The 12,692-nt window shown below is 46.0% G+C and carries 17 protein-coding genes and 1 pseudogene; 10 read left to right on the top strand and 8 right to left on the bottom strand.

Going from position 1 to position 12,692, the window contains the following annotated elements:
• Window positions 1-139: 139 nt before the first annotated feature.
• On the bottom strand, window positions 140-655 hold the full coding sequence (gene lepB, locus BZ167_RS04220; protein ID WP_015417172.1) for a signal peptidase I: 516 nt from the start codon (window positions 653-655) through the stop codon (window positions 140-142).
• Window positions 652-1,278 carry a TVP38/TMEM64 family protein gene (locus tag BZ167_RS04225; RefSeq protein ID WP_031378467.1) on the bottom strand — a complete coding sequence of 209 codons (627 nt, stop codon included), beginning with the start codon at window positions 1,276-1,278 and terminating at the stop codon, window positions 652-654. Before BZ167_RS04225 ends, lepB begins: the two co-directional genes overlap by 4 nt.
• 152 nt (window positions 1,279-1,430) lie before the next feature.
• Between BZ167_RS04225 and BZ167_RS04230 the strand changes: the two genes are divergently transcribed.
• The 4 genes from BZ167_RS04230 (at window position 1,431) to BZ167_RS04245 (ending at window position 3,936) form a co-directional block, all read left to right on the top strand.
• Window positions 1,431-1,790, top strand: a complete 360-nt coding sequence (locus BZ167_RS04230) for a YhjD family protein (protein WP_012117241.1) — start codon at window positions 1,431-1,433, stop codon at window positions 1,788-1,790.
• Window positions 1,791-1,910: 120 nt separating this feature from the next.
• Complete coding sequence (locus BZ167_RS04235) at window positions 1,911-2,111, top strand: DUF3311 domain-containing protein (protein ID WP_007409181.1); 201 nt, start codon at window positions 1,911-1,913, stop codon at window positions 2,109-2,111.
• Window positions 2,108-3,577 carry a sodium:solute symporter family protein gene (locus BZ167_RS04240; protein ID WP_061861328.1) on the top strand — a complete coding sequence of 490 codons (1,470 nt, stop codon included), beginning with the start codon at window positions 2,108-2,110 and terminating at the stop codon, window positions 3,575-3,577. Before BZ167_RS04235 ends, BZ167_RS04240 begins: the two co-directional genes overlap by 4 nt.
• A 41-nt stretch (window positions 3,578-3,618) precedes the next feature.
• Entirely contained in the window at window positions 3,619-3,936 is a 318-nt protein-coding gene (locus BZ167_RS04245) for a YbjQ family protein (RefSeq protein ID WP_003155166.1), read from the top strand.
• A gap of 32 nt (window positions 3,937-3,968) precedes the next feature.
• On the opposite strand, the gene BZ167_RS04250 is transcribed toward BZ167_RS04245, so the two are convergent.
• Complete coding sequence (locus BZ167_RS04250) at window positions 3,969-4,238, bottom strand: excalibur calcium-binding domain-containing protein (protein ID WP_003155168.1); 270 nt, start codon at window positions 4,236-4,238, stop codon at window positions 3,969-3,971.
• Window positions 4,239-4,433: 195 nt separating this feature from the next.
• On the opposite strand from BZ167_RS04250, the gene BZ167_RS04255 reads away from it, so the two are divergent.
• On the top strand, window positions 4,434-5,144 hold the full coding sequence (locus BZ167_RS04255; RefSeq protein WP_053573542.1) for a YrpD family protein: 711 nt from the start codon (window positions 4,434-4,436) through the stop codon (window positions 5,142-5,144).
• 228 nt (window positions 5,145-5,372) lie between these two features.
• Here the strand turns inward: BZ167_RS04255 and BZ167_RS04260 are convergent, their stop codons facing one another.
• The 4 genes from BZ167_RS04260 to BZ167_RS04275 all read right to left on the bottom strand — a co-directional run bounded on the left by BZ167_RS04260 (window position 5,373) and on the right by BZ167_RS04275 (window position 7,494).
• Window positions 5,373-5,882 carry a MepB family protein gene (locus tag BZ167_RS04260; protein WP_015417169.1) on the bottom strand — a complete coding sequence of 170 codons (510 nt, stop codon included), beginning with the start codon at window positions 5,880-5,882 and terminating at the stop codon, window positions 5,373-5,375.
• Window positions 5,883-6,004: 122 nt separating this feature from the next.
• Window positions 6,005-6,376: an iron chaperone gene (locus BZ167_RS04265; protein ID WP_040238319.1), complete on the bottom strand. Its 372-nt coding sequence runs from the start codon at window positions 6,374-6,376 to the stop codon at window positions 6,005-6,007.
• 26 nt (window positions 6,377-6,402) lie between these two features.
• On the bottom strand, window positions 6,403-6,771 hold the full coding sequence (locus tag BZ167_RS04270; protein ID WP_012117235.1) for an iron chaperone: 369 nt from the start codon (window positions 6,769-6,771) through the stop codon (window positions 6,403-6,405).
• A 144-nt stretch (window positions 6,772-6,915) separates the two neighbouring features.
• Window positions 6,916-7,494 (bottom strand): competence transcription factor ComK, encoded by a 579-nt coding sequence (locus BZ167_RS04275; RefSeq protein ID WP_012117234.1) that lies wholly within the window; start codon window positions 7,492-7,494, stop codon window positions 6,916-6,918.
• Window positions 7,495-7,809: 315 nt separating this feature from the next.
• Between BZ167_RS04275 and BZ167_RS04280 the strand changes: the two genes are divergently transcribed.
• Entirely contained in the window at window positions 7,810-8,043 is a 234-nt protein-coding gene (locus tag BZ167_RS04280; RefSeq protein WP_007610478.1) for an IDEAL domain-containing protein, read from the top strand.
• Between the two features lie 30 nt (window positions 8,044-8,073).
• Here BZ167_RS04280 and BZ167_RS04285 read toward each other — a convergent pair whose 3' ends face one another.
• Window positions 8,074-8,931, bottom strand: a complete 858-nt coding sequence (locus BZ167_RS04285; RefSeq protein ID WP_007610477.1) for an SDR family oxidoreductase — start codon at window positions 8,929-8,931, stop codon at window positions 8,074-8,076.
• Window positions 8,932-9,055: 124 nt separating this feature from the next.
• Here BZ167_RS04285 and BZ167_RS04290 point away from each other — a divergent pair, with 124 nt between their 5' ends.
• The 4 genes and pseudogenes from BZ167_RS04290 to BZ167_RS04300 all read left to right on the top strand — a co-directional run bounded on the left by BZ167_RS04290 (window position 9,056) and on the right by BZ167_RS04300 (window position 12,681).
• Window positions 9,056-10,579 carry an FAD-dependent oxidoreductase gene (locus BZ167_RS04290; RefSeq protein WP_061890527.1) on the top strand — a complete coding sequence of 508 codons (1,524 nt, stop codon included), beginning with the start codon at window positions 9,056-9,058 and terminating at the stop codon, window positions 10,577-10,579.
• Between the two features lie 232 nt (window positions 10,580-10,811).
• Window positions 10,812-11,186, top strand: a pseudogene (locus BZ167_RS20705) (protoglobin domain-containing protein); the annotation flags it as partial.
• 9 nt (window positions 11,187-11,195) lie between these two features.
• Window positions 11,196-11,993: a methyl-accepting chemotaxis protein gene (locus BZ167_RS20710; RefSeq protein WP_371833775.1), complete on the top strand. Its 798-nt coding sequence runs from the start codon at window positions 11,196-11,198 to the stop codon at window positions 11,991-11,993.
• A 130-nt stretch (window positions 11,994-12,123) separates the two neighbouring features.
• Window positions 12,124-12,681 (top strand): biotin transporter BioY, encoded by a 558-nt coding sequence (locus BZ167_RS04300; protein WP_003155185.1) that lies wholly within the window; start codon window positions 12,124-12,126, stop codon window positions 12,679-12,681.
• Window positions 12,682-12,692 lie beyond the last annotated feature (11 nt).

Consider the following 12,692-nt stretch of genomic DNA (forward strand, 5'->3'; position numbering starts at 1 on the left):
CCTCTTTCATATTTTTTGTTACACACGTAACAAAATCACCAAAAAAATAAAACGACTCCTTTTTGTTTCGCACGTAACAATTTTCATTATAGTCTTTCCTCTGCTTTTTTACAATCATTTCCGAAAAAAAAGACGCCGTTTACCTGGCGTCTGATTCACTGATGACTCCGACAATGTCTTTATCCTTAATCGGACCGAAATGACGGCTGTCGAGGCTGTATATGCGGTTGTCGCCAATAACAAAGTATTGTCCCTTCGGTATGCTTTTGCGCCCGGTCGTTTCCTTCAGCGTATAATCACCGGTCACATGGCTCCCGGCGGACAATGATGACTTTAACGGTTTTAAAAACGGTTCCGCCACCCGTTTTCCATTCACATACAGCTGATCCTCCCTGTATGCGATTGACTCGCCGGGGAGCCCGATGACACGTTTGATCAGCACTTTGCGGTGCGGGCCTTTGAACAGGACAATATCGAAACGGCGGATCGTTTTGTAACGATGGGAAAACTTGTTGACCATCAGCTCATTTCCTTGTTTAAAGGTCGGATTCATGCTGATTCCTTCGACTTTATAATCAATAAAAATGGCATTCTTTAATTGTATGGCCAAAACAACGATAAGCACGCCGGCTATAAACCAAAATCGTTTTTTCAAGATTCCTGTCTCCCTCCGTCTTTCTCATGCTGACTGATTCTCATCTGTAAACGCCGTTCGATATGCTTCCCGGCATACCACAGCACCGCGATCACCATTATGGCGCCCGCCATCCTGAAAGGCTGTGTCATGAGTGCATGTAGATCATATCCGATAAAGCTGATCATAAAAATCATGACCATTTTCCCCATAGCGGCTGCTGATATAAACTGCAGCGCCCCGACCCGTGACAGGCCGGCAACGATATGAACCGCAGCGGACGGCGTAAAGGGGAAGCAAAGTAAAATAAACAGCGGACCGAAACCGTGCCGCTCAACCCAGAGCATCATCCGCCTTATGGTCTGATGCCTGCGGATGAAACCGAAAGCTCTTTTCTGTCCGAAACGGCGGACGGCATAAAACATCAGCATCGATCCTGCCGCAGATCCGAGCCACGACAGAAAAAAACCTTCCCATAACCCAAATGCATTCGTATTCGCCACCACAAATACAACAAGCGGCAAAAACGGAAGAAACGCTTCAATAAAAGGCAGTGCAACCGCAGCCGCCGGGCCGAAAGCTCTATAGCTTTGGAACCATTCCGTCAGCTGTTCCTCAGTCAAATATGATAAAAATTGCTCCAACGTTTATACTCCTTAACGAGTTTGTCTATCCTTATTCTACACATTATCTCCAAAAAACGAAAATGTTTACGAGATTTTCCGACTTGAAATATCGTGTAAGCGAGTATAAAATAAGAACAAACGTTCTCTTTTTTAAGAAAGAAGGAGTATTTATGCCTGACATCCGGAGCGGCACCCGCGATCTCATCGAAAAAGGGCTGTTTCTGCCCATGGCGGCTGCCATCCTGAACCGGGACCTCGAAGCGCTTGATTCGTGCCCGTTCAAATTAAAACAACCCTATAAACAGCTTATCAGCTGCTCTTTAAAATTAGCACAAAAGGATTTGAGTGATGTTCGAAAAGAGTTAAGAAAGCGTAAAATTAAAATATACGAAGCGGAAAGAGACGAAGCATTTACGCTTTATATATGCACCATTAACGGCTATGAAGAAAAACACCGTTATTTCAACCCGAGAATACGGGAACAGGTAACCGCCTTATTAGAATATTACCTGTCTCTTGCGACCATTTAAAAAGCAGCCGGGACTGCTTTTCCTTTTCAGTTGATAAATTTCAGACTATTCACACTATACATTCGACATGATTTTCTTTATAATCGGGACACGCTGTTTTCAATGAAAAGGAGGAATGTTATGAAACTGATTCATGTTCTCGCCGCCCTGCCCTTTTTCGGAATTCTCGCCGGCATTCCATTTGCCAACCGGGTGACGCCCTATGTTTTCGGAATGCCTTTCATTCTCGCGTATGTCGTCATCTGGGCGGTGCTGACTTCCGTTCTGATGGCCGCCGTTTACAAATTGGACAAAGAAAACAAGGCGGGTGAGGCGGAATGAACGCAGCATTTCCCGTAATGGCCGCCGTGCTCCTGTTTTGTGTGTATCTCGGAATCCGGGCCCGAAAAGGAAAACATATGGACCTTGAACAATGGACGGTTGGCGGACGCGGCTTCGGCACGATGTTTGTCTTTTTATTAATGGCGGGAGAAATATACACGACCTTTACATTCCTCGGCGGAAGCGGATGGGCTTACGGAAAAGGAGGCCCCGCCTTTTATATTATCGCGTACGGCTGCCTTGCCTACATTTTGTCATATTGGCTTCTGCCAGCCGTGTGGACTTACGCCAAACAACACAAACTGATGTCGCAATCAGATTTTTTTATTTCAAAATACAACAGCCCGCTCCTCGGCATTCTCGTATCGCTCGTCGGCATCGCATCCCTCATCCCCTATCTCGTCCTGCAGCTGAAAGGGCTCGGATTAATTGTTTCAGCAACGTCATACGGACAGATTCCGCCCTCAGCCGCTGTCTGGATCGGCGCTGTCTCCATCACGATTTATGTGATGATATCAGGAATCCACGGTTCAGCGTGGATATCAGTCGTTAAAGATATCATGATTTTAGGCATCGTCCTGTATTTAGGCATTTATCTGCCCATTCATTACTATGGCGGATTTACGGAGATGTTCAAACAAATTGACGCCGCAAAACCCGGTTTTCTCACGCTGCCGGAAACCGGACAGAGCGTTTCCTGGTTCAGCTCAACGGTTTTGCTGACCGCCCTCGGCTTTTATATGTGGCCCCATACATTTGCCGCTTCCTATTCGGCGGAGCATCCGCGGGTGTTTCGGAAAAACGCGATCATCATGCCTCTTTATCAGCTCGTCCTGCTGTTTGTCATCTTTACCGGATTTGCGGCGATTCTGCAGGTGCCCGGTTTAAAAGGGGCGGACACGGATCTCGCCTTATTAAAGCTGTCTGTGAAAACCTTTGATCCCTGGTTTGTCGGACTGATCGGATCGGCGGGCATTCTGACGGCGCTTGTACCCGGTTCAATGATATTAATGGCCTCAAGCACGCTGTTCGCCAAAAATGTGTACAAAGCCATTCTGCCCGGCACGACTGACGAAAAAGTCTCACGGCTCGCGAAATACACCGTACCCGTCATCGCGCTGATATCCATATATTTTACGCTGAAAGGCGGAAATACCATCGTCACCTTGCTTTTAATGGGCTACAGCCTTGTCACCCAGCTTTTCCCCGCCCTCTTATTCAGCCTGCCGAAGCGGCGTTTTATCACAAGCCACGGCGCTTTTGCCGGCATAACGGCCGGGGTCGGAACGGTGGCCTTCATTACGCTGACCGAATCAACCATCGGAACCCTCTTTCCGTTTCTTCCGCAGATCGTTAAGGATATGAATACAGGCATCATCGCACTGGTTCTGAACATTGCCGTCATGTTTGCAGTCAGCGCCGCAGTCAGAAAAAAACAAATCAGCGCAGCCGAAAAGGCGGCTTAAATGGTAAGATAGCGGTAAGATACACGAAAGGGGAAAAACGCATGATCATGACAACGACCGAAACTGTCGCCGGAAAACAGATTACGGAAGTGAAAGGCTTGGTGACAAGCAGTATCGTCCAGTCCCGTCACATCGGCAAAGACTTGCTTGCAGGCTTAAAATCTGTCGTCGGCGGTGAATTGAAAAGCTATACTGAAATGCTGGAAGACTCCAAAAAAGCGGTGAAAGAGCGGCTGATCAGAGAGGCGGAGCAGCTCGGAGCGAACGCCATCGTCGGCCTGAGGTTCGAACTGACCGCAGGACAGAACACATCCGAATTAATCGGATACGGAACCGCCGTCACCGCCGAATCCATTTAAAAAAACAAGCCTCTTTAAAGAGGCTTGTTTTTTTATTTCTCACATGCGATATAGTCTTTATCTCGGTCAAGTCTTTTATTTGCATTGTAAAGCGCTTTTGATACATACGGCTTGTACTTTGTTCTGCCGCCCTTGTTTTTCACTTTCGACGATTTGGCCACGCCGCCCTTATACACCTTATTCAGCGCCTTGCAGTTTTGATACGTTTTCACCTTTGTTTTCGCTTCTGCCGTCTGCCCCGCTCCGTATGAACATCCGAACACCAGACCGAAAGACAAAAGCACAGCTGCCGTCTTTTTCATTTCTATCCTATCCCCTCTCCTAAGTTATGCGGTATTGCTGAACATATCATAGTTCAAATAATCTCCATTTACAAGAGAAATAGGAAGATAGTTTTAATTTACGTCCGCCCGTATATCTTTTATGGAATTTTTCCCAAAACCTTTTATAATATGAATTGATAGCGCTATCTGACTATGATGATAGGAGGAGAAATGATGATGAAAAAAGGGCTTGTTGCGGGTGTGCTCACTACAGCCGTTCTATTCGGCACATGTACGGCGGAAATTCCGGGGGTGATCAGCCCCAATACGGCGGAAGCGGCGTCCCAGCTCAGCAAAGGAATCGGCGGAAGGGCCTACCTGAATAGCACGGGTTCTGTACTCGTCACGAAAATTCAGCTTCCAAGCTCAATTCAGGTGTCAAATGGGACAGCCTATATTTACTCAGGATTTACCGGAGGCACAGAGGCTGATATCGGACTTCAGTACAGTGACACCTATCATGTATGGAAACCGATCATGAAAGTCGGTTCAAAGGGACAAGGCCAGGTCCGGTATCTGGAAGGAGAAAGCCAATTCACCTATACGAAAGGCTTCCGGCCCGGCAGCACCGTACAGCTGACCATCTACAAAAATCTGAACGGCAATACCCGCGCCACATACTGGGGCACGAATAATGACGGATACACCGGCCGCATCATCTCAGAACTCGCCCAAACAAATGTAGGCTCTGTCTCAAAATGGAAAGCGCTCGCCACCGTCGCGGTCACATCAGAGGATCAGCGCCCTTACATCAAATCAAACTTCTCAACAGCCTTTACGAACATCACGATTGACAATAAAGCAGTCACACCTGTGATTGATACACAGGATTTTGCCAAATTGACAGTGTCAGGCAGCAGCGTCAGCATGTCTGTCGTCAAATAAAGAATTCCGAACGCACGATTTCTTGCATCGTGCGTTTCGTGAGGGTCTGCCGGATACGCAAATCCCTTATTTTTCGGATTACGTTTAATAAACAAACTCTGTTACATTCAAAATGTCGATTTCTATATAACAATTAGAGGAACCTCATTTGTTGAGGTTCCCCGTTATTCTCCAACTCACGCACCGGTTAACTTCACATACTGTCAGCCGGCTCAGGGCTGTCCAATTTTAGTTAGAATATAGCTTTAACAGGTCTTGTGCTGGAAAACGATCTGCATCGTTCGCCTCAACAAAATATGCCAACTGCCATTTTTGTGTTTCGATAGCTTGTTTGCTAGTGGGATTTTCCCATTCAGGGTAAACTCTAATTGCCATTTTTCCTTTTGTAGCGGCTGTTTTAAGGATATTTTGCTTTACAAGAACTTCTTTTGGAAAAACAAATTGTCCAAAATGATGATTACTGGCAAAAGTATTGATAACCAATAAATCAGCAGCTTTTTCATATGAAAAGGCTTGGTTTTTACCATCTCCATCTTTTTCCCAAAAAGCAACAAACTGTCCTATCTTGTTAGGCGTTATTTTTGCGACTCTGAATCGAACTGATTTTGAATGCAGTTGAAACCTACCGGCCCCATACTCTGAGTTTTGAGCTTCTTCTTGAATATCATGTATCGTTAAGTGATTTGGTTCATAAAAAATTTTATTTACATGTGTTAACGCCTTATAAAATTCATTCACTGCTTCGTACTCCTTATTTTTTATAGTACGTCATCCATTGCTTCTTGATTAAAATGGGCTGATCATGTGTTTCCAATAAAAAAACAGCCCTCCTCAGGGTTGTTTTTTTAACATTTCTTTCATTATTTCCGCCAAAATGCTGAGCAGTCCGCCTTATCCTGAATATTGAATTGAATCATGCGTTCAAGCAGCTCATAATGCACCGGTTCAGTCCATTGAATTCTGAACAAACGGGAAGTGGCGCTGTAGCCGGCACAGGCAATGTCGTCGGCAAAATGCGCAATTCCCGCTTCTTCGGGGGAAACACTTACATGATGCTTTGCCGCCGCAAAGCCGATAATAAAGGTGCCGTGATCGGTAAACATTGGCGTGTTCCACTTGATCTGCGCTTCTAAGTTCGGAAATTGGTCAGCCGTCCACGAGAGGATTTCCTCCATTCGCAGACGATGATCAGGGCTGTCGATACTTGATAAATAGTCTTTGAAAACGTCCATGTCTTCCTCCTTCAACATCACGTCCGCTAGCGCCAAAACCCCGGATTTTCAGCTTTTTCCTTGATGTTAAATTCGATGATCTTCTTAAGCAGATCATAGTGCACCGGATCAGTCCATCGAATTCGGAACAGGCGCGAAGAAGCGCTGTACCCGGCTTGAGCGATGTCATCGGCAAAATGCTCCATCGTCTCTTTTTCAGGTAAAATGCTTAAATGATTTTTTGCCGCGGCAAACATAATGATATAGGTGCCGTGATCGGTAAATGTCGGTTTGTTCCACTTGATCTGCGCTTCTAAGTTCGGAAATTGGCCAGCCGTCCACGACAAAATTTCCTCTGCTTTGAGACGGTGATCCGGGTTGTCGATTCCTGATACATATTTTGCAAACACATCCATGCCCATCTCTCCTAAAATGAAATATCATTACTCTTTACATCATCATAGCCAACAGACGGACACGATACAACTCTGCCCGGGCATGTAAATCAAAAAAAGCCCTCCCCAAAGGAGAGGACCCGTCCCTTCACATCACAGCTTTCTCTAATATCTCTCCCCCAGCTCCCGCAAAATAAAGTCGTAGATCATTCTTGTCCGCTCTTCTTTCGGATACAGCATGAATTCCTGCCGCTTCGGGACATGACTGCCCATCCTGTCCTGAAAAGTGGTTCTGAGATAGGCGGTTCTGTAAACCTGATTTTCAAAAGAATGATAGGATACTTCCAGTTCCATCGTTTTGCCGTTTGAGAATGTGACCGCTGTGTCATCAAATGCCGTCGGTTGAAAATCTTTAACGTGCACATGAGATATCCAGCCGCATTGAGGCCTTGCAGAAGAAAGTGTAGGGAATAAAAAGATGTGATTTGAAGGGTCCACCATAATCGGCGGCTTGTGAGAAATTTTAATCGCTTCATATGTTCCCGCTTTTCTCCCGGCATAGCTGGAGCCAAAGTAGCGGCAGCTTCTGTCGATGATGTGAATCGGCTTCATACTGACATACAGAATGCAGTCTTTTTCAATGACCTTCGACCCCATTTTACCGTCTATTTCCTCAGGCAAAACAGCGATGGTTGAACGATTTACTTCGTAGCTTTCTAAGGGTGCATGTGTTTTCTGGCACATAATGTGCAGCCTCCAATCCTTTTCTTGAAAATTTATACTAATAATCTATCATCTGTCATTGGAAAACGACAGGTTTTTTTTGAATATAGCTAAAAATCACCTTTTAAAGATGTAATTTAGTCTTAAATTACTATTTAAATATTATTTTTCTTTTTCATTTCACCTCATTTATACAATGCTAATTTTCGTTTTTTCGTCAATTTGCAGGATATGTCGATATATTTCCAAGTATTAGTTGTCTAAAGATTATAAAAATTAATTGATTTTTCCGGTCGTTATCCATATACTATAAAAAAGGCATTGGGGGGATTCTTTATGAAAGAGAAAAAGTCGTACACTGAGCTCATGAAGTCCCGCAACACGCAAAAAGCAAACGAATTCGATGTGACAATGGCCGATATTTACATTCAAATGGTGCTTGATGAATCCTTGTATAAACGCCGGATCGCCATGCTGACCATGCAGATTAATAAGGCGCTTGATGATAAAAATAAAGAAGCGTTCCTCACGCTTTCAAAAGAATATGCCGCACTCAAACAGAGTGAATAAGCCAATCCATATGGATTGGCTTTTTTTACATTATCCGTTTACGATGGTGCCGCCGTTCACATGAATCGTCTGTCCCGTGACATAGGAAGAATCATCGCTTGCTAAGTACAAATAGCTCGGCGCCACTTCAACAGGCTCTCCCGGACGCTGCATCGGCACGTCTGAGCCGAAGACTTCCACTTCCTTCGCCGAGAAGCTCGCCGGGATCAGCGGCGTCCAGATCGGCCCCGGCGCCACTGCGTTTACCCTGATGCCCTGAGTGACAAGAGATTGGGAAAGAGATCTTGTAAACGTGACGATCGCCCCTTTTGTCGCTGAATAGTCAATCAATGTTTTGTGGCCTTTATAGGCGGTAATGGAGGCCGTATTAATGATTGAACTTCCTTTTTTCAGGTGAGGGAGCGCGGCTTTCGTTAAGTAAAACATTGAAAAAATATTCGTCTGAAACGTTCTGATGAGCTGGTGGCTCGTGATTTTCTCAATCCCCGGCTGCACGTGCTGCTCACCCGCGTTGTTGACCAGGATGTCAATGGAAGGAAAGGCTTGGCCCGCCTGGCGGATGACATCGTTGCAAAAGGCTTCGTCGCCGACATCCCCTGCGATCAGCAGACACTTCGCCCCCTCTTTTTCTACATATTGCTTCGTCTCTTCGGCATCCTGATGCTCATCAAAGTAAACGATGACCACATTAGCGCCTTCCTTCGCGAATAAAACGGATACGGCGCGGCCGATTCCGCTGTCTCCGCCCGTGATGATCGCCGTTTTCCCTTCAAGTTTTTTCGCCGCTTTCGGTTTGTCAAAAACGGGGCGCGGGTCCATTACATATTCAAAGCCCGGCTGCCGGTTTTGATGCTGCGGCGGCAAGGTTTTCTTCTTCTGATTAGCCATTTTGATCACTCCTTTACATTAATTTCTATATTATGAGTAATTTGAGCATCTTATACGAATTTCATGTATGAACAGAGTCTTATTGGAAAAATTAAGAATATACAACAGAGGAGGTAAATCTGAATTGACTACTTTTTCAAACGAAGAACCGGCTTCCTATTGGAAAGCAACAGCTGACATTCCTTCCTTTCCCGCCCTCACTGAAGATACGGAATGTGACGTTGCGGTTATCGGCGGAGGAATTACGGGCCTGACAACGGCATACGAACTGACGAAAAGAGGTTTCCGTGTCGCTGTCATTGAAGCAGACCGGATTTTAAACGGGACGACTGCGGGCACGACCGCAAAAATCACCGCCCAGCATGATTTCATCTATGCCGATCTTATTCAGCAGATCGGCCTGACCAGCGCAAGGCTGTATTTCGAAGCCCATCTCCGCGCCATGGAAGACATGAAGCAGATCATCAAGGACCTTTCGATTGACTGCAGACTGATTGAACAAGACGCATATCTTTACACCAATACAGAATCAGGCGTCAAAAAAATCCGCAGTGAGCAGGAAGCTTATACCAAGCTCGGTATTGAACACGAGCTTGTGAAAGAACTTCCCGTCCCCGTTGATTGCAGGCTCGGTCTCGCCATGAAGAATCAGGCGCAATTCCATCCGCTTTTATATGGTGCGGCGCTCGTTAAAGAGATCGTTAAAAACGGGGCGCGGATTTTTGAACAGACGGCTGCGATCGACATAAAAAAAGAACCGCAGCCGGAAGTGGTCACGAAAAACAGACACGGCATCAAGTGCAGCTACATTGTCTGCTCTTCCCACTTTCCTTTTTATGACGGGGGCGGGCTTTACGCCGCCAGAATGTATGCCAGCAGATCCTACGTACTCGCGGTAAAACCGAAACAAGCGTATCCGGACGGGATGTATCTCAGCATAGACAAGCCGTCCAGATCACTGCGATACACCGATTTGAACGGTGAAAAACTGGTGCTTGTCGGCGGCGAAAGCCACAAAACAGGCCAGGGAAAAGAAATGTCCGAGCATTACGAAGCGCTGAAACAATTTGCGGAAGACACAATCGGAGTTGAAAGCATCCCATATCATTGGTCTGCACAAGACCTTGTCACCATTGACAAAATTCCGTTCATCGGTCCCATCTCGGGCGATGAAGAACATATTTTGGCGGCGACAGGCTTTAAAAAATGGGGCATGACAAGCTCAGCGCTCGCGGCGAAGCTTTTGGCTGATCATATTCAAAACAAAAAGAACCCGTTTTCCGGCCTGTTTATTCCGTCACGCTTCCACGCAGATCCGGGACTGAAAAAACTGATTTCCTATAATGCCGACGTGGCCAAACACCTTATCTCGGGCAAACTTGAGAGGCCGGACGCTTCACCTAAGACTCTTCGGCCCGGGGAGGGAAAAATCGTAACGGTAAACGGCAAACGGGCCGGCGCCTATAAAGATGAAAAAGGGTGTCTGCACCTTGTCGATACGACATGCACCCATTTGGGCTGTGAGGTCGAATGGAATGACGGCGAACGGACGTGGGACTGTCCTTGTCACGGGTCCCGGTTCACACCTGACGGCGGGGTTGCCGAAGGTCCCGCCATCAAGCCGCTGAAACGTCTCAGCCAAGATTGACTAAACCATTCTGTACGAATGGTTTTATTTTTTTCGCATTAAAATATTTTTATCAGATTCCTTCATTCAAGTTCCTTCCATACCGATAAAAAGAAAAAGAGAATATCTGGGGGAACTTATATTGTTATTTAAAAAAGACCGCAAAAAAGAAACAGCTTATTTTTCGGAAGCCGATGGAAAAAAACGCATCGCGCTTTCAAATCAATATGCAGATGTCCAAAAACAGCTGAAAATGGTCAGGCTCGGAAACGAAGAACTTCATGTGCTTGAAGAGCTGCAGCCGTTAATTAAAGAACATATCTCAACAATCGTCGATTCCTTTTACCGAAACCTGGATCACGAAAAATCATTAATGACGATCATTAACGACCACAGCACGGTCGAGCGCCTGAAAAAAACATTACGGCGTCATATCCATGAGATGTTTGCCGGCACGATTGATGATGAATTCATTGAAAAAAGACAGCGCATCGCTTCCATCCATTTGCGGATCGGCCTTGAACCGAAATGGTATATGGGAGCGTTTCAGGATCTGCTTCTGTCGATGATGAACATATATGAAGCAACCATTCCGGATTTGCATGAGCTTTTAAAAGCGATCAAAGCGACGACGAAAATATTGAATCTTGAACAGCAGCTCGTCCTTGAAGCATTCCAGACTGAATATAACTGTCAGCGTGACGAACAAGAGGAAAAGAAAGCCCGTCTTCATCAAAAAATCCAGGAAACATCCGGATCACTCGCTGATTTGTTTTCAGAAACGAGCAGAGCCGTGCAAGAGCTGGTCGATAAATCTGAGGGCATTTCCGAGGCGTCAAAAGCCGGCACCGTCACTTCCGTACATGTCGAAGAAAAATCAATCGGCGGGAAAAAAGAGCTTGAAAGCCAGCAGCAGCAGATGAATAAAATCGACGCCAGTCTTCTGCAGATTGAAGAAGAAATGGACAAGCTGAATGACATCGCACAGCAGATCGAAAAAATCTTCGGCATCGTGACGGGGATCGCCGAGCAAACGAATCTCCTGTCACTCAACGCTTCAATAGAATCCGCGAGAGCCGGGGAGCACGGCAAAGGGTTCGCCGTTGTGGCGACGGAGGTAAGAAAGCTTTCAGAGGATACGAAAAAAACCGTTTCCACCGTATCAGAGCTCGTGAACAATACCAATACACAAATCAACATCGTGTCCAAACATATCAAAGATGTAAACGGACTTGTAAGTGAAACGAAAGAAAAAATGGCGCAGATCAACCGTTTGTTTGATGACATCGTCCAAAGCATGAAAACGAGCAAAGACCAGACAGGCAAAATCGACGTTGATTTGCAGGCCTTTCTCGGCGGCCTTCAAGAAGTCAGCCGTGCCGTTTCCCACGTTGCATCATCCGTTGATTCACTTGTTATCCTTACAGAAGAATAAAGATAAACCGACCGGCCTTTTTCATAAAGGGCCGGTCTTTTTAATGTTAACTTAAAATATAATAGAGTTGACATATATAAAGACTCGCTTTATTGTATAAACATATTTTGATAAGCTGGAGGAATACATAATGAAATTGACAGAAATGATGCATATTGCCGTGTTTACCGCCATTATGGGACTTTTGGGGCTGCTCCCGCCGCTTTTCTTATCCTTTACGCCGGTTCCGATTACACTCCAAACGATCGGTGTGCTCTTATCGGGCAGCATCCTAAAACCGAAAGCGGCGTTTTTAAGCCAATTGCTGTTTTTGCTGATTGTGGCATGCGGAGCGCCTCTCCTTTCAGGCGGCAGAGGCGGGTTCGGGGTTTTTTTCGGGCCGAGCGCCGGATATCTTATCGCATATCCGCTGGCGGCATTACTGCTGAGCCTCAGCATCCAAGGCCTTCGCTCAGCTGCTGTCCCCCATTTGTTTATCAGACAGTTCTTGTTCGGCGTGCTGTTTTTGTATGTCATCGGCATTCCCGTTCAGGCTTTTATGATGCACATTGATATCTTAACTGCCGTAAAGCTCAGCCTCATCTATGTGCCCGGAGATCTGCTTAAAGCGGCCGCAGCCTCATTCGCAGCCGTAAGAATCAGAAAAACTCTTCAAGCAAGCCGGCTTTTGCCGACGAAAGGAAGCTGATTTTAGTCATC

Source organism: Bacillus sp. 275 (genome assembly GCF_001999205.1).
In the GTDB taxonomy this organism is placed as follows: Bacteria; Bacillota; Bacilli; order Bacillales; family Bacillaceae; genus Bacillus; species Bacillus velezensis.

Bases quoted from the DNA above. Each gene is read 5' to 3' on its own strand.
- BZ167_RS04285 (WP_007610477.1), bottom strand. From the start codon at position 8,931: ATGGCTAATCAGAAGAAGAAAACCTTGCCGCCGCAGCATCAAAACCGG.
- BZ167_RS04230 (WP_012117241.1), top strand. From the start codon at position 1,431: ATGCCTGACATCCGGAGCGGCACCCGCGATCTCATCGAAAAAGGGCTG.
- BZ167_RS04275 (WP_012117234.1), bottom strand. From the start codon at position 7,494: ATGTGCCAGAAAACACATGCACCCTTAGAAAGCTACGAAGTAAATCGT.
- BZ167_RS04255 (WP_053573542.1), top strand. From the start codon at position 4,434: ATGATGAAAAAAGGGCTTGTTGCGGGTGTGCTCACTACAGCCGTTCTA.
- BZ167_RS04300 (WP_003155185.1), top strand. From the start codon at position 12,124: ATGAAATTGACAGAAATGATGCATATTGCCGTGTTTACCGCCATTATG.
- BZ167_RS04270 (WP_012117235.1), bottom strand. From the start codon at position 6,771: ATGGATGTGTTTGCAAAATATGTATCAGGAATCGACAACCCGGATCAC.
- BZ167_RS04265 (WP_040238319.1), bottom strand. From the start codon at position 6,376: ATGGACGTTTTCAAAGACTATTTATCAAGTATCGACAGCCCTGATCAT.
- BZ167_RS04280 (WP_007610478.1), top strand. From the start codon at position 7,810: ATGAAAGAGAAAAAGTCGTACACTGAGCTCATGAAGTCCCGCAACACG.
- BZ167_RS04250 (WP_003155168.1), bottom strand. From the start codon at position 4,238: ATGAAAAAGACGGCAGCTGTGCTTTTGTCTTTCGGTCTGGTGTTCGGA.
- BZ167_RS04240 (WP_061861328.1), top strand. From the start codon at position 2,108: ATGAACGCAGCATTTCCCGTAATGGCCGCCGTGCTCCTGTTTTGTGTG.
- BZ167_RS04235 (WP_007409181.1), top strand. From the start codon at position 1,911: ATGAAACTGATTCATGTTCTCGCCGCCCTGCCCTTTTTCGGAATTCTC.
- BZ167_RS04245 (WP_003155166.1), top strand. From the start codon at position 3,619: ATGATCATGACAACGACCGAAACTGTCGCCGGAAAACAGATTACGGAA.